This is a genomic window from Nocardia citri, from assembly GCF_054065835.1.
The window spans coordinates 67,084-83,428 of sequence record NZ_JBSUQM010000012.1; the positions used below are offsets into that span (position 1 = coordinate 67,084).

Here is a 16,345-nt window from a genome sequence, read left to right on the forward strand (position 1 = left end):
GGGAAATACTTCACTCTCCGACAAACTGGGGCGACCGCTTCTCTCGGAAGGCCGCGAGCGCCTCTCGCATGTCCGCGGTCCGACTGGCCAGCACCTGATTGCGGTTCTCGACTGCCAGCGCCGCCTCCAGTGACGCAGCGTCGATGTTGGTTTGAATCACCTGCTTGGTCAGCTCCATGCCGACCGGGCTGTTGCCCCGGATCTGTTCACCGATCTCGAGTGCCCGCTCGATCAGGTCCTCCGGTTCGCAGACGTCGGTGACCAGTCCGATCCGCAACGCTTCCGGCGCGTCGACGAACCGTCCGGTCAGCAGGATTTCGGTGGCGCGACCGAGTCCGATCAGTCGCGGCAGTGCCCACGACGTGCCGAGATCGCCGCCGGAGAGTCCGATCCGTACGAATGCGGCGTTGAATTTCGCCGTGGTCGAGGCGATCCGGATATCGGCGGCCAGCGCCAGGCTCAGCCCGGCCCCGGCTGCCGGGCCGTGCACCGCGGCGATCACCGGAGTCGTCATCCGTGTGAAGCCCGATACCGACCGTGCCCACGACTCCTGCCCACGTAGCATTTGCGCCGCGGACATATCCGGCAATGTCGCCGCCTGATCCAAGTCCAGGCCGGCGCAGAACCCACGTCCGCTGCCGGTGAGAATCAAGGCTCGAATGTCTTTGTCCGCCTCGACCTCTCGTTGCAGCTCCACGAATTCGTCGAACATGTCGAAGGTTATGGCATTCAGCCGAGCGGGCCGGTCGAGGTAGGCGAGCGCGATCCCCGGTCGTGGCCGTTCGATGCGCAAAGTGGTGTAGTCGACCACGTGAGACTCCTTTTCGCGAACCATGAGCGACCGACTTCTAGTGCACGGCCGATGATTTCGCGCATGATCGCGGTGGTGTCCGAGAAGCCTCAACGTACTGAGTCCACGGGAGCTTGGTCAAGGCAACGTTTTTCCCTCAGTGCCGCGGACGGCCGGTGCGCAAATCGTTCGGCACATAGTGGATAGTCGCGCCGCTCGGTGGATATCTCATAGGCCGAACAGCATGTAGTCTTGCTTCCCGGCAAGAGGAGAACGTCATGAATGATCTTGCAAGTGGAACCGCATTCGAACCGGGCGGGGCCAAGCCGTTCTGGGTCCTCAGTCTGCCGCACCGATCGCTGGCCACCGTGTCCGCTGAGCGGCAAGGCATCGGTATCCCCAGAATAGGTAGCGGGAAACGGGACCTCGCGAACGCGTCCATGTCGGACTGAAGCCGCAGAATTTCGGAAAGATGGCAAGCGTCGACGCGTGATAGCCACTATAGTCGGCTTCGCGCGTGGAGAGAGAGAGCAGTGAAACTCGCTGGACCATCGATCCCGAATCGGCATCTCGTGCACACCGATGATCTCGACATTGTCCGCACGGCAGTGTCGACATTTCTGACCGATCATCGTGTCGGCTTGGTCGAGCCATCGGTCCTGGATGCGAGCTTCAGTGCGGTCAGCGTCAACAAGCTCACGCTGTTGCGGATCGAGTACGGGGCTGCCGTCCGGATCGAGGCAGATCCGCCGGAGCGGCCGTTCCATATCCTTCAGTTGCCCTTGCGAGGCACCGCGCTGGTCGTGTCCGGTCGCGAGAAGGCTGTCTCGACACCGGACCTGGCTTCGTTGCCCGACCCCCGACGGAGCATCTCGATGAAGATGGCGCCCGACTGTGTGCAGATCGCCATCCGCGTCGAGCAGGATCATCTGCAGCGCCATCTCCAATCGCTCATCGGCCGGCCTGTGCTCGATCCGATCATCTTCGACCTGGGCATGGACCTGCGGACGAGCCGGAGCCGAAGTTGGCGCGCATCACTGGATCTGCTTCTCGCCGAGACGCAGCGGACCGGGGGGCTGCTGGAGCACCCATTGCTGGCCGCGCAGATCGAAAGTGTCATTCTCACCGGTCTGCTGCTCGCGCATCGCCACAACTACACCGCGGCGTTGCAGGCCGAACAAGTACCCGGGGCTCCGCGGCCTGTGCGGCATGTCATGGAACGCCTCGAAGCCTATCCCGAGCGTGCGTTCACTATCGAAGAACTGGCCTCCGACGCCGGCGTGACGGTCCGGGCCCTGCAGCGGGGGTTTCACGACCTCCTCGGCTGTTCGCCGATGGCCTACCTGCGCGAAATACGCCTCAATCGGGCGCGGGAGGCACTGCTGAATGCGGATCCCGGATCTGGCGCCAGCGTGACCGACATCGCTTTGACCTGGGGTTTCATGCATCTCGGTCGGTTCTCGGTGGAGTACCGCAGGCGATTCGGCGAGTCGCCGTCGCAGACGCTGCGACGGTAGACCGAAACGTCCCGGTCTGCCGGATTCTGCACATCGCGTGTTGTATTCCGGATACTTTCGGTATTCGGCGCCCTCCGGAATTGCGATATTCTCCGGTGAATACCGGACGCGCGGCGCCGTGTGTGGTTCGTTCTGGCATCGGAATACTTGGGGAACCAGCCATGGGTGCCGTGATGCCGACCGGCGCTTGGACCACGGTTACCCTCCTGCACGGTGGATGGGAAAGTGCTGAGGCTTTCAAAAGTAGCGATGCGCCGGCCGGTTGAATAGCCACAATACGTGCGAATTATCCAGATAGACGTCGCAGCCCGGATAATGCGCACATTATGTGGAACGAATGGACAATCCAGCCGCTATGCGGATATTGCAACGACAGATCGGTGGGTACCTTGGGCACTCCAAGTACTGAAGAGCCGTGCGGACCTCAGTCGATGTAGGGAGTGATCCATGGATGAAAAACAGGAATCGGCCGTTTTGGTGACCGCCAGTGAGCGGGAAACTGTGTGGTTCGGGTCGAGCCTGGTCGATATCATTGCCGGGGGAGAGCAGACCGGTGGCGCGTATGCGATTTTCGAGATGCTCGGGCCGCCCGGTGACGAAGTGCCATTGCATTTGCACACCGAAGAGGAAGAGGCGTTTTTGATCATCGATGGTGAGTTGACCATCTGGGTCGGTGATCAGACCCGAGCTCTGCAACCCGGGGATTACGCGTTGATGCCGCGCAATGTCGCGCACTGTTATTCGGTGACTTCCGATATTCCGGCTCGGTGGCTCGCGATCACCTCGCCAGCGGGGTTCGAAGGGTACACGCGTGAGATTTCGACGCCGGCCACCGAGCGCCGGCTGCCGGATCCGATGCCCTTGGACTCGGAGGTGTTGGCGAAGCTGGCGACGGCGGCCAAGAAGTACGGGGTGCAGTTTCTCGGCGCTCCCGGCACGCGTCCGACCGATCTGACGGACTAGGTGGCTGCCATGAATGAACTGCACGTCGGATTGGATGACGACGCGTTGCGGCTGATCAGTGCCGCGGAGGCGTTGGTGCCGACCCTGGCCGAGCATGCCGCGGAGGTCGACCGCAGCGGTCATATCTCCCCTGAGGTCTTCCAGCAGGTTGTCGATGCCGGGTTGCTGCGGGTGTGTGTGCCCAAACGGCTCGGCGGGTGGCAGCAGAAGCTGCAGACGCTGGTGGCGATCAGCGCGACGTTGGCACGCGGGTGTGGTTCCACCGCATGGGTGACCCAGAACATCAACGGCACCGCGCTGATGGTGGGCATGTTCGGCGAGCAGGCGCAGCGCGAGGTCTGGGAGAGCAATCCCGATATCGGAGTGTGCGCTTCGCAAGCGATGGCGTCCCAGGTGACCCGGGACGAAGGCGGCTATCGAATTTCGGGACGGTGGGGTTTCCTGTCCGGTGTCGAACAGGCCGGCTGGGCATTGCTGATGATGCCGATCAGCGCGGACCCGGCTGCCCTGGAGTTCGGGCCCGCTCTGGTCCCGGTCGCCGACGGCACCCTCGTGCAGACATGGAACGTCGCCGGGATGCGCGGAACCGCCAGCAATACCCTGGTGCTCGACGATTACTTCGTACCGGACCACCGTGTCCTGTCCGTCACCAAGGCTCTGGCCGGCGACTACGCCACCGAGTACCGGGACGAGGCGCTGTACCGCACCCCGATCGCTCCCAGCCTCGAACTCGGACTGGCGGGGACTCCGTTGGGGGTGGCCGAGGGTGCGCTGGAATATGTGCTGAAGCTCGCCGACAAACGCGGCATCGCCTACAGCACATTCCCGTCACAAAGCGCGTCCACCGGGTTTCAGATCCAAGTTGCCGAAGCGGCGTTGAAGATCGACACCGCGCGCCTGTTCGCGGGGCAATTGGCCCGCGATCTCGATGACGCCGCCACCGGGCGGATCGTGATGGCGCCCGCCGACCACGCCCGCTTCCGCGCCGCGGTCGGGTTCGCCTGCCAGCAGTTGCGCGAAGCGATGCAGATCCTGGTGAACGCGCACGGGACCGCGTCCTTCGCCGAAGCCAATCCCCTGCAGCGGATGTGGCGCGACGTCAACACCGCCACCAGCCACGGCATGCTCACCCCGACGTTGGGCTATGAGGTCCACGGTAAGGCGCTGGTCGGCAGTAGTGAAGTAGTCGCCCCGCTGGTCTGAGGGCCGATGACAAAAGTCCCCGTGTCCGATAACGCACGAATAGCACAACGGCAGGAATATTTGATGAAACAAGACATTCGACCCGCACCTGAACGAATTCTTGTGTTCGGCGCCAGCGGTCATGTGGGTGGCCCGGCGGCGGCGGCGATCGCGGCCGCCGATAATGCGCCGGCGTTGCGGATTGCCACGAGCTCCGCAGAGAAGGCCGCTGAACTGAAGGCCGGTTTTCCGTCGGCGGAAGTCGTGCAGGCAAGCTACACCGACCTGCCGAGCATGGTCGCGGCATTCGACGGTGTCGACGCGGCCTTCCTCATCACACCGGACTTCAGGATCGATGAGCGCCAGGCGATGATCAATGTCAGTGCCGCCGCCCACGCGGCGGGAACGCAGCCGCATCTGGTCAAGCTCGTCGGCGTGACGATCGGCATCAACAACGTCAACGAGCTGCGCACGCCGCTGCGTGACACGCCGGGCCCGTCGTTGCAATACCAGCAGGCACGAGCGGTCTTGAACGCTTCGGGTCTGCCGGTGACCTTCTTGAACTGCTTCGCCAACTTCATGGACGACTTCCTCACGGTGTGGCTGCCGCCAGTGTTGAGCCGCAGAGTGCTGGCGGCTCCCTATGACCGGAGTTCCTTGTTCGTCGACCCGCGCGACGTGGGCGAGGCGGCGGCGCAGCTGCTGCTGCGGCCGCACAGCCGCGAACACGACGGGTACATGCGCCACATCACCGGCACCGAACGGATCAGGTTCTCCGAGGTCGCCGATCTCATGACGGAAGTCCTGGGCGTCGAGATCACCTACGAGGACGATCCGCAAAGGTACAAGTCCGAAGTCGGGGGACTCATCACCGCACAGTACGGCCCCGCCGTAATCGACTGGTTCCTGGCTTTCTCGGAGAACGAGCAGAAGGAGGAAACGCTGTTCATCGTGACCGACGAATTGCGTTACCTGCTCGGCCGCGAACCGCGCACACTGCGCGAATTCTTCGAGGAGCGCAAACATATCTTCCTCGGGGAAAGTTCTGCGCTGACGCAGAACGCGTAGGTCGGATGAGCCTGGTGTGATCCGCGGTCTGCCGTCGCAGACCGTGATTGTATTTCGCGGCGGCAGGCCGTCCGGCACGAATCCGATGAAACCAGGGATTTCGTCGCGGGCTCGCCCCGGTTGGCGTGGCACAGAAAAGAAGGGTGCAATGATGTTGAACACCACCAGTGGAACGGTCGTCGGCGACACGTCCGAGGGGGTCGCGGCTTTCCGTGGAATTCGTTACGGCACGCTGAACAATGGCGGCCGCTTCGATCCGGTCGCGCCCGCGACGCCTGATTCCGCGCAGGATCTCCGTGAATTTCCCGCCATTTTTCCGCAGCTCCCGAGCCGACTCGATACGGTACTGGGCAGTGCCTGGCGAGAGCATCCACAAGAAGAAGACGCGTTTCTACTCAACATTTGGGCGCCGTCCGGTGCTTCGAATCGGCCCGTTCTCTTCTTCATCCACGGTGGCGGCTTCATCTCGGGCGGCGGCGTCATACCGTGGTACTCAGGTGACCGGCTCGCCCGCGAGGGCGACATGGTTGTGGTAACCATGAACTATCGGCTCGGGCCACAGGCCAATCTGCTGGTCCGACCGGGTGCCGAGGACGCGAATCGTGCGCTCGACGATCTGCTTCAAGCATTCACGTGGGTGCGCGAGAACATCGCGTTGTTCGGTGGTGACCCCGATAACCTGACCGTTGCTGGTCAATCGGCAGGCGCCTTTTATGCGCAAATTCTGGCGGTGCTGCCACAGTACAGGGGCCTGATTCCGCGGCTGCTGCTGATGAGTACCCCCGGAATTCCTGCGGCCGACCGCAGCCGTATCGAAACGCTCAGTAGCGAGGTCATCGAGAATCTGCACGGTGCAGACCCCGAAGATGTGCCGATCGAAAGTCTACTGATGAGTCATCAGCAGGTGATGAAGAAACGCGTCGCGTTCGGATCGATCGCTCCGACTTGCCTGATGCCGATGGCGGATTCCCGTGTCCCGGATTGGCTGGACGATCCGGCACGCATTGTCCAAGCGATGGGCGCTACGCAGCTGCTGGTCACCTTCACCCAGGACGAGACCGGCGCCTACTTCTTCAGCTCGCGCGAGCGGGATATCACCGATGAGCAGATACGCCGGCTCGGGTACCGGCGGACACAGAGCTACGCCACGCCGTATGCGGAACTTATCGCGTCTACAACCGATGCTATGTTCGCGGATCACGCGAGAGCGCTGATCGCGGCATCGCACCAGCACGGTGTCCGAGCCGAATTACGCGAATTCTCGGTGCCGAGTCCGCTGGACGGTCTCGGAAGCTGTCATGGCCTCGACACCCCCTTTCTCTTCGGGAACCGCGCCGCCTGGGTCGGTGCGCGCATGCTCGACGGGATAGCTGACGATCTTTTCGACGCGGAAGGCGAAAAACTACGTCGCACCGTCGCTGATTTCGTGCACCTGCCCTGAACGGAATGAAGCGATGAAACAGGAAAAGGTCACATTCTGTCGTATCTGCGAACCCGCGTGCGGCCTGATCGGCGTAGTCGAAGACGGGAAATTGCTGGCCTTACGACCGGACAAGGATCACCCGCTCAGCGCGGGTTTCGCTTGCCCGAAGGGCATCGCACACGCGGCCACGCAGAACGACCCGGACCGCGTATTGCACCCGATGCGGCGACAGTCCGACGGTTCTTTCGAAAAAGTGTCATGGAACGAAGCAATGCATGACATCATCGCGCGATTGCGCGGCATTCGGGAGAAATACGGCGCGGAGAGCCTCGGCTGGTATTTGGGTAATCCAGGCGGACTGAATTATAGCCATTTGCTGTGGACACTCGGTACGGTAGAAGCGCTGGGTGTTTCGCATTTCTACTGCGCGGCATCGCAGGACACGCACAGCCGGTACGTCGCAAGCCAGCTGCTCTACGGGCATCAGCTGATAGTTCCGATCCCGGACCTCGAAGCCGCCGAAACCGTCGTGATCTTGGGCGCGAACCCGGCGGTCTCGCACGGCAGCCTGGCCGCCATTCCCCGGTTCACCGACAAGCTGCACGAGGTCGAGAATCGGGGGGGCCGGGTGATCGTGATCGACCCGCGCCGCACCGAAACCGCGCGCTCGTTCGAATGGACGCCGATCACCCCGGACGCCGACGCATGGTTGCTGCTGTCGATGCTGTACGTCTTGTTCGAAGAGAATCTGTTCGACGCGAAGGCCCTGACCGAATGCACCGGTGAGCGGGAACTACGCGCGGCGGCAGCGCGGTTCGCGCCGGAGGTGACGCAGGCCCGGACCAGTATCCCGGCCGAGGTCGTGCGAGATATCACCCGCACGATGGCGCGCACCAAGGCGGTTCTGTACGGCCGCACCGGCACCTGTCTGGGCACCAGCGCGACGCTGGTCAACTGCCTGATGGACGCGGTGAATCTCGTCGCGGGCAATCTCGACAGCAGCGGCGGCGCGATCTTCGGCGCCGAAGTAATCCCGATGCGCGCGGCAACGGCAGCGAGTCTCACCTACAACACCCGCCGGAGCCGGATCGGAAACTTGCCCGAGGTCGCCGGCATGGAGCCGGCCTACAACATGGTCGCCGAAATTCGCACGCCGGGTCCCGGGCAAATCCGCGCGATGGTGATCGCGGCCGGCAATCCGGTCCTGTCCACGCCTGGTGGCCAGCATCTCGGCGACGCGCTGGACGAACTCGATCTGGTGGTGTCGCTCGACTTGTACATCACCGAAACCAACGCGCATGCGCACTATGTGCTGCCGGTGACCGCGATGTACGAACGCGAGGACCTCATGCTGTTCACCCAGCCGTACTATCCGCAGCCATTCGTCCAGGCGACCGAGGCGCTGGTGCCTCCGGCCGGCGCGGCGCGGGCGGAGTGGGAGATCATCGACGAGATCGCACGCGGTCTCGGCACTCGGGCGCTGCCCAACCGGGCACTGCGCGTGGTGGCGAAGGCCGCGGATATCGTCGGCAAGCCGCTCACGCCACAGACGATGCTGAAGGCGATGATCCGGGTCGGCCGCGGTGGTGACTTGTTCGGACTGCGGCCTCGGGGACTCACCTTCGACAAGCTGGTGCAGGACAATCCGCACGGAATTCTGTACGCCGAGGAGCCCGTCGCCGGCCGGCGACGAAAGGTGATCCGGCACCGCGACCGCAAGGTCCATTTCGATCATCCTGGGATCTGGGCCGAGATCGAGCGATTGGAGCGGCGCACCAGTGATCCCGAGTTCCCGCTGTTCCTGATCGGGATGCGTGAATTGGGCTCGGAGAATTCCTGGATGCACAATGCCGCGCAGTTGCGCGCCGGGCGGCCGGCCCACGCCGCGCGTCTGCATCCGCTCGACGCCGAGGCACTCGGTGTGGCGAACACCGAGACCGTGCGACTGGTGTCGAAGCACGCGGCGATCGAACTGCCGGTGCTGATCACCGAGGACATCCACCGGGGTGTCGTTGCCGTGCCGCACGGCTGGGGCCACAACGGCAAAGGGCGCTGGAGGACCGCCAACCGAGAAGGCGGTGTGAGCGTCAACGATCTGATGACCACCGAGCCGTCGGATGTCGATCCGCTCTCCGGTGTCGCACATCTCAACGGGGTACGCATCCGCGTAGAGCGGGTCGAAACCCATGTCGGGGAAGGAATCTGATCGATGGCATATGTGATCGCCGCGCCGTGTGTCGCCGACTACTCGTGCTTGGAGGTGTGTCCGGCCGATTGCATCCGGCCACGACCGGATGACCCGGAGTTCATGCGTACCGAACAACTGTTCATCGACCCGCAATCGTGTATCGATTGTGAAGCGTGCGTGACGGCATGCCCGGTGCAAGCGGTATACGAGGCGTCTCGCCTGCCGCGGAAGTGGGTGGAGTACAAGAACATCAACGCCGAGTACTTCCAGGCGCGGACTTGAAGGCGCCACTGCGGGTCGCGGTCGTGGGCGCCGGACCGGCCGGAATGTACGCCGCCGGGCATCTCCTCGAAGGTCCGGCGGGCACCTACCTGGACGGACAGCTCCAGCGTCTGACCGACCACCCGATCGAGGTGGATGTGTTCGACCGGCTGCCGACGCAGTGGGGACTCGTCCGGCACGGTGTCGCACCCGACCATCCGGAGAAAAAGCTCGTCCAGACCGTGTTCGAGGCGGCGGCCGCGCGACCGGGCTTCCGATTCTTCGGAAATGTGGACATCGGCAACCACATCTCGGCCCAGGAGCTGTCGCAGTGGTACGACGCGGTGATCTACGCGATCGGCGCGTCCGGTGATATGTCGATGGGCATCCCCGGCGAGGAGGTGCCGGGGTGTCTTGCCGCGCGGGTCTTCGTCGCCTGGTACAACGGTCACCCGGACTACCGCGATGTCGATGTCGACCTCTCGCACGAGCGCGTTGTCATCGTCGGGAACGGGAATGTCGCCCTGGATGTCGCCCGGATCCTGGCCATGCCGATCGCCGATCTGGAACGTACCGACATCGCACCCTACGCACTAGAGGCGTTGCGCACCAGCCGGGTTCGCGAGATTGTGCTGCTCGGCAGGCGCGGCCGCGTGCACGGCGCGTTCAACAACGCCGAGCTGGACGAGCTCGGTGAGCTGCCCGGTGTGGACATTGTCGTCGAGGGCGACCCGCCGTCCGATCACAACGCCGTTCTCGGCGACCAGGACCCGGCGACGCGACGTAAAGTGTCCACCCTGCGGCGCTACGAGCATCGGCCCGTCGCCGGGCACGAACGCGCAATCGTGTTGCGGTTTCTCACCTCGCCCGTACAGCTACTCGGGACGGATAAAGTGACCGGACTGCTGGTGTCGCGCAATCACCTCGAATGCGACGACACCGATCGTGCGTGCGCGCGGCCCACCGGTGCGACCGAGATCATCGGTACTGGTTTGGTTCTGCGGGCGATCGGCTACTGCGGCATCCCGCTGCCCGGCCTGCCGTTCGACGAGGTGCGCGGGGTGATCCCGAACCTCGACGGTCGCGTCGTCGAGGACGGGCGAGCGATGCCGGGTACTTACGTGACCGGCTGGATCAAGCGCGGCCCGCGCGGAATCATCGGGACCAACAAGAAATGCGCTCGAGACACCGTCCGGGCGCTGCGCGCCGACGCCGTGGCCGGCGCGTTGCCCCGCGACGGTACTTTGGCGCCGGCAGCGGTGGAACGTCTTGTGCGACAACGGTGCCCGCAGCTGGTAGACCAGCGCGGATGGTTGTGTATCGACGACTACGAGCGCCGGGCGGGCCGAGCGCTGGGGCGTCCTCGGCACAAACTCACGGATATCGCCGAACAGCTCGCAGCCGCTGCGAGGTAGGTGCAGCCAATTCGGTGTCGGAGGCGTTGATATGGCTCTTACTCCGATATTGCAGCAATGGATAATATGCACGCTATTCGGATAGATTTACCGTATTTCCGGCAGTACGCTGACTTTTCGGAGCGAGCGGCAGGAGGCCGTTATTGAGCCAGGCGGATAGAGCAGCCGAAAAGGCTCGACCTCTTCGAGAAGCTGCCTGAAGGTAATGCACTGAGGACCAATCGGGCTTATTTTCTTTGCAAGCATGCAACAGATTGCCATTTTTGAAAACAGATTTTTCGGTGAATTGACAACACAGGCGGTGGTCCCGCGATGACGAGCCTGGAGAACGAGAACGGAGAGGAGGACTCGTATGGTGCACGTGACCCCGAAAATCAGTCAGACGGAAGTCGACCGGCGCGTATTCGCCGATGACGAGATCTATCGGCTGGAAATGCAGCGGCTGTTTCGCGACGGCTGGACCTACGTCGGGTTGGAGGCCGAAATCCCCGAGGTCGGTGACTTCCGCCGGTCCTGGATGGGCGATCTGCCGGTGATCATGACCAGATCCCGGGATGGTTCGGTGAAGGTGCTGGAAAATGTGTGCACCCACCGTGGCTCCCTGGTCGCGCTGGATCAACGTGGCAACTGTTCGACCTTCACCTGTATTTATCATCAGTGGGTCTTCGGTGATGATGGCCGGCTCCTCGGCGTCCCGATGCGTAAGAACTACACCGAAGGGCAGCACAAGGAGCGCGGTGGTCTGCGGGCTGCACGTGTCGAGACCTTCTCGGGGATGGTTTGGGCGACTTTCGGCGAAGGCGTCGAACCGCTCGCAGAGTATCTCGCGGACGCGGGACCGCACATCGAGGATGTGCTGCGCGGTGGCGACGTGGAAATTCTCGGATACCACCGGTTCGAGGTGCAGGGTAACTGGAAGCTTTTCTTCGAAAACACCCAAGACGCCTACCATGCCGCGCTTCTGCACAATTTCGCGATGGCTTTGGGCGTCAACCCGGTCGGCGAAAATATCGTATTCCAGAACGGTCACGGAGTGCTCCAGTGGAAGACCGTCTCGCTGTCCGACGAAGTGATGCGTAAGCATATGGCCACGAATACCTTCCAGATGCAGGATTTCTCGCTCTTCCAGAGCCATGATCGGCCCGCTGAGAACAGCTGGAACAGGGTCATGGGTCTCTTCCCGAACGCCTTGCTGCTCGAAGAGTGGGACATGCTCAATGTCCGCCATATCGTTCCGAAGAGCCCGACGCGCGTCGAACTGCACACAGTTTCGCTCGGACACAAGGGGGAGTCACCGGAGAAGCACGCCAAGCGGGCCCGCGACTACGGCAACTTCTTCGGTCCAGCCGGGTTCGCCGGTCGCGACGACGTTGTCGCGGTCGCAGCGGTGCAGGCGACCGAAGGGGTGTCCAGCGTGGACACCAGCTTCATGGCGCTCGGTGACCTCAGCACACCGAGCGGCGACTTGGAGGGTGAGTACACCGTCCGAGGGTTCTACGACGCGTACCGCAGTCGGATGGGGTGGTGACCGTGACCGAAACAGTGCATACCGTGGCCCCCCGAGGCGGCGATGCCGTCGTGGAAGCCGAAGTGCGCGAACAGGTTCTGCGCCTGCTGCACGAGGCCTGCGCGACACTGGATGAACGGCGCTACCGGGACTGGATCGAACTTTTCGCTCCGGACGGGCGTTACGTCGCCATCTCGGCGGAGAACTTCGAAAACAGCTGGCCGCTCTCTGTCATCGATGACAACCGTGCGAGCATGCTCGACCGCGCCGAGTTCATCGAGAAGTACTGGTCGATCGAGCCCGGCCGCACCCGCCGCATAATCGGAAACGTCGACATCGAAGCCGCAGGACCGCAACAACTCAGGGTTCGATCGGTATTCGTGGTGTACCTCACCAATTCGGACGGCCGGGTGGAAATCCAGGCGACCGGCACCTATCGGGACGAACTGGTCTATCGCGAGGGATGGCTTTTCCAGCGACGCACCGCCGTACACGACAACGATCTGCTGACCCGCCCGGTCACCTATCCGTTCTGAGGCCGGTTTATTCACGAAGGAGCGACTGGCGGTGACGCAGACAATAACGATACCGACGGCCGATGGCTGTCAGGCGAACGCCTACCTGGCTCCGGCCGCGGCGGACCGCCGCGTGGGTGTGGTGGTCATCCACGAGATCGAGGGCCTTACATCGCACTTCGGCTCGCTGTGCGAGCGGTTCGCCGAAAACGGCTACTCGGCCATCGCGCCAGACCTGTTCTCCCGTGACCCGGGAATCGTGGATCCGGTCGCTGCCGGCGATTTCGGCGCGGCGCTGGCTAGGTTCTACGCGCTGGGATCCGAGCGCTGGCTCGGCGATCTCACCGCGGCGCGGGACGCCTTGGTGGCCCGGTGCGGCGTCGACCCGGGCCGGGTCGCGGTGCTGGGCTTCTGTCTCGGCGGTTACCTCAGTCTGCTCGCTGCCACCGACCCGAACGGTGGGTGGGCGGCCGCGGCCCCGTTTTACGGGCCGCCGGCAGGTTACGGCAACTTCGGTGCACCGGCAGAGCCGAATCCACTTGGCCGTGCGAAGGACCTGTCCTGCCCGGCCCGGCTTTTCTACGGAAAGCGCGACAATCATATTCCCGCGGAAGACGCGGTGGCCTTCGCGGCCGCAGCGCGGGCCGCGGGTGGACAGGTCGAGGTCGTCCTCGAGGAAGCCGGGCACGCCTTCTTCAATGACACCCGCGACACCTATGACGAGATCGCGGCACAGCATGCCTGGATGGCACTTCTCGAATTCCTCGGAAATACTTTGGAAGTGGCGAAATGAAGCGCGATCAGATGGTGGATCTGTGGGAGCGGCATGCGTCGTATGAATTCGTGGTACGCGACGCCGACCTCGCGGTCTCTACGATGGTCGCCGAGGCCAGCGTGATGCACCTACCTACGATGAGCGGTGGTTTCGGAAAGGAATTCCTCCGGCATTACTACGCCGACATATTCATTCCTGGAATTCCCGCCGACACTATGAACGATGTGATCGCCCGGACGGTCGGTGACGACTGCGTCGTCGACGAGCAGATCATGACGACGAATCATGACATCGAAATTCCCTATCTGTTGCCCGGGCTGGCGCCGACCGGTAAGACGATCGAGATCCCGTTCGTCGTCGTCGTGAATTTCCGTGATGATTTGATGCTGAGCGAACGGCTGTACTGGGATCAGGCGGCGGTGCTGAGCCAACTCGGCCTGGTCGATCAGAGTCGGCTGCCGTTCGCCGAGTTTTCCGCGGTGACCTCATTTCTGCGCGAAAAGGTCGCGCGATGATCGCGCGCGGCTCGTCGACCGGTGACCGGCGGGTGGTCATCGCCGCACTCGATCACAGGGCGTGCACGGAGGGGAATGTCCTGTTCCGACGCGACGGCGAGGTCGTCCTCGACACCCTGCTGCGGTTGGGCTGGACGGCGCCCTACGCCTGCCGGCGCGGCGGTTGCGGGGTTTGTCTCATCCGGATTCATCGCGGCGAGGTGCGACACGGGCCACATACCCAGCGGGCCTTGTCCCGGCGCGCCGAGACCGAGGAGCGGCTGGGGCTGGCCTGTCGCGCGTTGCCGACGACTTCGGTGGTCGAAATCGACTTCTGCCGCGGAGACGCCGAACGGGGCGCAGCTATTTCTGATTCAACCCGGAGCTTTGCAAAGGAGCAGTGAACGATGAGTGTTCTGAGATTGGGTTACGTGCATTTGGCCGTGACCGACATGCCGACGGCGCACGACCACTACACCGACGTGGTCGGTCTGGCCAAGAGCGCCGAGACACCGGAGCAGCTGTATCTGAAGGGCTGGGACGAGTGGGATCATCACTCGTTGGTCCTCGAGCAGGGTGACGGGGGACTGCTGGCGATGGGCTGGAAGGTCCGGGACAACGATGCGCTGGCCAAGGTCGAGAAGGCGGCGCACCGGTTCGGTGCCACAGTGCAACGCCTGTCCGACGGAGAACGCACCGCGGTCGGCGACGGTTTCCGGTGCGTATTGCCGAGCGGCCATGTCGCCGAGTTCTACTCCGAGATCGAGACAGTCGGGACAGCGGTCGGCACACTCAACCCCGACCCCTGGCCGCGTGGAGGATTGCCCGGTATCGGCGCTCCCCGGCTCTCGCATCTCGCGCTCTCGGCCGACGACGTCGCCGGCATGGAGCGATTCATGGTCGAGGTCTGTGGATTCCACGTCACCGAGCGAATCGTGGCCGATCCGGACAATCCAGACCCGATGGTCTCGTTCATGAGCTGTGGTGAGCAGGCCCACGACATCGCGGTCCAGAAGGGCGAGGACGGTCGGCTGCATCACATCGCCTACGAGGTGGAGAGCTGGAATGCGGTGCTGCACGCGGCGGACGTGCTCTCGATGAACGACGTGCCGATCGACATCGGTCCCACTCGGCACGGCATTACGCGCGGCGAAACCGTGTACTTCTTCGACCCCACCGGAAACCGCAACGAAGTATTCGCCGGCGGCTACCGATCGGGACCGGATATGCCGTGCATCACGTGGACGGCCGACCAGTTGGCTCGCGCGATTTTCTATCACGATCGCCGGATTTCCGAGCAATTCATGACAGCGCAGACCTGAGCCGCGCCGTGACCAGACCACCTACGAAAGCAGCGAAGTGATGACCCCAACAGCTGACAGCCCTGCTATCGCCGCCCCAGCATCCAGCAGCACCCCCGAATTGATCGAATCGACTGTCGAGCACGACGGCTACCGCACGCACTATCTGCAGGCCGGGTCCGGACCGGCGATCGTACTGCTGCACGGCTCCGGCCCGGGCGCCACCGGACGCGCGAACTGGGCGTTGACCCTGAATTCAGAGCTGGCTCAGCGGTTTACCCTGATCGCGCCCGACATCGTGGGCTACGGCGCGACCGACCAGTCGCCCGAGGTAGGTCTGAGCCACGATAACCGAGTGGAGCACATCGCGTCGTTCCTGCGCGCACTCGACCTCGGACCGGCCCGCCTGGTGGGTAATTCGATGGGTGGCAGTATCGCGCTCGGGATCGCCGCCCGGTACACCCGACTCGTAGCGCGCATGGTGCTGATGGGGACGGCAGGAGTGTCGTTCCCGGTGACCCGCGAGGTCGACCAGCTCTACGGCTACACACCGAGCGAAGAAAATATGCGCGGGATCTTCGAGCTGATGGCCTACGACCGCGCACGCGTCACCCCGGAACTGGTACGCGCACGCTACCAGGCGTCCAAGGCGCCTGGCGCGGCCGAGCGGTGGGCGGATATGTTCCCCGCCCCCAGGCAACGGCACATCGATGCGGCTGCCTTGCCGTTCACGACCCTGGAGCAGATCACCACCCCCACTCTGCTGATTCACGGCGTGCAGGACCGGGTGGTTCCATTGGCCGCGACCTCGCTGCGGCTGGTGGAGGTGTTGCCGAACGCCGATCTGGTGGTGCTGGGCCGGTGCGGGCATTGGGCGCAGGTGGAGCGCGGCGAGAAATTCCGTAGCGAAGTCGCCCGGTTCTTCTCCGAAGTGGAGTGACCCACC

General features: G+C 63.5%; 17 protein-coding genes. 16 read left to right on the top strand and 1 reads right to left on the bottom strand.

Annotated elements, in window-relative coordinates:
• Positions 1-10 precede the first annotated feature (10 nt).
• Complete coding sequence (locus ACW2Q0_RS18290) at positions 11-835, bottom strand: enoyl-CoA hydratase/isomerase family protein (protein ID WP_457191645.1); 825 nt, start codon at positions 833-835, stop codon at positions 11-13.
• Between the two features lie 233 nt (positions 836-1,068).
• Here ACW2Q0_RS18290 and ACW2Q0_RS18295 point away from each other — a divergent pair, with 233 nt between their 5' ends.
• From ACW2Q0_RS18295 to ACW2Q0_RS18370, 16 genes are all read left to right on the top strand, one after another.
• Entirely contained in the window at positions 1,069-1,242 is a 174-nt protein-coding gene (locus ACW2Q0_RS18295) for a hypothetical protein (RefSeq protein WP_457191647.1), read from the top strand.
• Positions 1,243-1,323: 81 nt separating this feature from the next.
• Positions 1,324-2,307: an AraC family transcriptional regulator gene (locus tag ACW2Q0_RS18300; protein ID WP_457191648.1), complete on the top strand. Its 984-nt coding sequence runs from the start codon at positions 1,324-1,326 to the stop codon at positions 2,305-2,307.
• A gap of 447 nt (positions 2,308-2,754) precedes the next feature.
• Positions 2,755-3,270, top strand: a complete 516-nt coding sequence (locus ACW2Q0_RS18305) for a quercetin 2,3-dioxygenase (protein ID WP_457191650.1) — start codon at positions 2,755-2,757, stop codon at positions 3,268-3,270.
• Positions 3,271-3,279: 9 nt separating this feature from the next.
• Entirely contained in the window at positions 3,280-4,473 is a 1,194-nt protein-coding gene (locus ACW2Q0_RS18310; protein ID WP_457191652.1) for an acyl-CoA dehydrogenase family protein, read from the top strand.
• 63 nt (positions 4,474-4,536) lie between these two features.
• A complete protein-coding gene (locus ACW2Q0_RS18315) occupies positions 4,537-5,520 on the top strand; it encodes an NmrA family NAD(P)-binding protein (RefSeq protein WP_457191654.1) in 984 nt (327 codons plus the stop codon).
• 148 nt (positions 5,521-5,668) lie between these two features.
• Positions 5,669-6,961, top strand: coding sequence for a carboxylesterase family protein (locus ACW2Q0_RS18320; protein ID WP_457191656.1), 1,293 nt, complete (start codon positions 5,669-5,671; stop codon positions 6,959-6,961).
• A gap of 13 nt (positions 6,962-6,974) precedes the next feature.
• The gene (locus ACW2Q0_RS18325) at positions 6,975-9,149 is read left to right on the top strand and encodes a molybdopterin-containing oxidoreductase family protein (protein WP_457191658.1); all 2,175 of its coding nucleotides are present in this window, start codon (positions 6,975-6,977) and stop codon (positions 9,147-9,149) included.
• Positions 9,150-9,152: 3 nt separating this feature from the next.
• Positions 9,153-9,413: a 4Fe-4S dicluster domain-containing protein gene (locus tag ACW2Q0_RS18330; RefSeq protein WP_457191660.1), complete on the top strand. Its 261-nt coding sequence runs from the start codon at positions 9,153-9,155 to the stop codon at positions 9,411-9,413.
• Positions 9,410-10,807: an FAD-dependent oxidoreductase gene (locus ACW2Q0_RS18335; RefSeq protein ID WP_457191662.1), complete on the top strand. Its 1,398-nt coding sequence runs from the start codon at positions 9,410-9,412 to the stop codon at positions 10,805-10,807. Before ACW2Q0_RS18330 ends, ACW2Q0_RS18335 begins: the two co-directional genes overlap by 4 nt.
• A gap of 352 nt (positions 10,808-11,159) precedes the next feature.
• A complete protein-coding gene (locus ACW2Q0_RS18340; RefSeq protein WP_457191664.1) occupies positions 11,160-12,335 on the top strand; it encodes an aromatic ring-hydroxylating oxygenase subunit alpha in 1,176 nt (391 codons plus the stop codon).
• Positions 12,332-12,850 (top strand): aromatic-ring-hydroxylating dioxygenase subunit beta, encoded by a 519-nt coding sequence (locus ACW2Q0_RS18345; RefSeq protein WP_457191666.1) that lies wholly within the window; start codon positions 12,332-12,334, stop codon positions 12,848-12,850. The genes ACW2Q0_RS18340 and ACW2Q0_RS18345 overlap by 4 nt, the downstream gene beginning before the upstream one ends.
• A gap of 31 nt (positions 12,851-12,881) precedes the next feature.
• A complete protein-coding gene (locus tag ACW2Q0_RS18350) occupies positions 12,882-13,622 on the top strand; it encodes a dienelactone hydrolase family protein (RefSeq protein WP_457191668.1) in 741 nt (246 codons plus the stop codon).
• Positions 13,619-14,119, top strand: coding sequence for a hypothetical protein (locus tag ACW2Q0_RS18355; protein WP_457191670.1), 501 nt, complete (start codon positions 13,619-13,621; stop codon positions 14,117-14,119). Before ACW2Q0_RS18350 ends, ACW2Q0_RS18355 begins: the two co-directional genes overlap by 4 nt.
• Positions 14,116-14,502, top strand: a complete 387-nt coding sequence (locus ACW2Q0_RS18360) for a 2Fe-2S iron-sulfur cluster-binding protein (protein WP_457191672.1) — start codon at positions 14,116-14,118, stop codon at positions 14,500-14,502. Before ACW2Q0_RS18355 ends, ACW2Q0_RS18360 begins: the two co-directional genes overlap by 4 nt.
• 3 nt (positions 14,503-14,505) lie before the next feature.
• Positions 14,506-15,420: a catechol 2,3-dioxygenase gene (locus ACW2Q0_RS18365; RefSeq protein ID WP_457191674.1), complete on the top strand. Its 915-nt coding sequence runs from the start codon at positions 14,506-14,508 to the stop codon at positions 15,418-15,420.
• Positions 15,421-15,460: 40 nt separating this feature from the next.
• Positions 15,461-16,339 (top strand): alpha/beta fold hydrolase, encoded by an 879-nt coding sequence (locus ACW2Q0_RS18370; protein WP_457191676.1) that lies wholly within the window; start codon positions 15,461-15,463, stop codon positions 16,337-16,339.
• Positions 16,340-16,345 lie beyond the last annotated feature (6 nt).

Bases quoted from the DNA above. Each gene is read 5' to 3' on its own strand.
- ACW2Q0_RS18295 (WP_457191647.1), top strand. From the start codon at position 1,069: ATGAATGATCTTGCAAGTGGAACCGCATTCGAACCGGGCGGGGCCAAG.
- ACW2Q0_RS18355 (WP_457191670.1), top strand. From the start codon at position 13,619: ATGAAGCGCGATCAGATGGTGGATCTGTGGGAGCGGCATGCGTCGTAT.
- ACW2Q0_RS18305 (WP_457191650.1), top strand. From the start codon at position 2,755: ATGGATGAAAAACAGGAATCGGCCGTTTTGGTGACCGCCAGTGAGCGG.
- ACW2Q0_RS18340 (WP_457191664.1), top strand. From the start codon at position 11,160: ATGGTGCACGTGACCCCGAAAATCAGTCAGACGGAAGTCGACCGGCGC.
- ACW2Q0_RS18310 (WP_457191652.1), top strand. From the start codon at position 3,280: ATGAATGAACTGCACGTCGGATTGGATGACGACGCGTTGCGGCTGATC.
- ACW2Q0_RS18320 (WP_457191656.1), top strand. From the start codon at position 5,669: ATGATGTTGAACACCACCAGTGGAACGGTCGTCGGCGACACGTCCGAG.
- ACW2Q0_RS18290 (WP_457191645.1), bottom strand. From the start codon at position 835: ATGGTTCGCGAAAAGGAGTCTCACGTGGTCGACTACACCACTTTGCGC.
- ACW2Q0_RS18330 (WP_457191660.1), top strand. From the start codon at position 9,153: ATGGCATATGTGATCGCCGCGCCGTGTGTCGCCGACTACTCGTGCTTG.
- ACW2Q0_RS18325 (WP_457191658.1), top strand. From the start codon at position 6,975: ATGAAACAGGAAAAGGTCACATTCTGTCGTATCTGCGAACCCGCGTGC.
- ACW2Q0_RS18370 (WP_457191676.1), top strand. From the start codon at position 15,461: ATGACCCCAACAGCTGACAGCCCTGCTATCGCCGCCCCAGCATCCAGC.
- ACW2Q0_RS18365 (WP_457191674.1), top strand. From the start codon at position 14,506: ATGAGTGTTCTGAGATTGGGTTACGTGCATTTGGCCGTGACCGACATG.
- ACW2Q0_RS18360 (WP_457191672.1), top strand. From the start codon at position 14,116: ATGATCGCGCGCGGCTCGTCGACCGGTGACCGGCGGGTGGTCATCGCC.
- ACW2Q0_RS18315 (WP_457191654.1), top strand. From the start codon at position 4,537: ATGAAACAAGACATTCGACCCGCACCTGAACGAATTCTTGTGTTCGGC.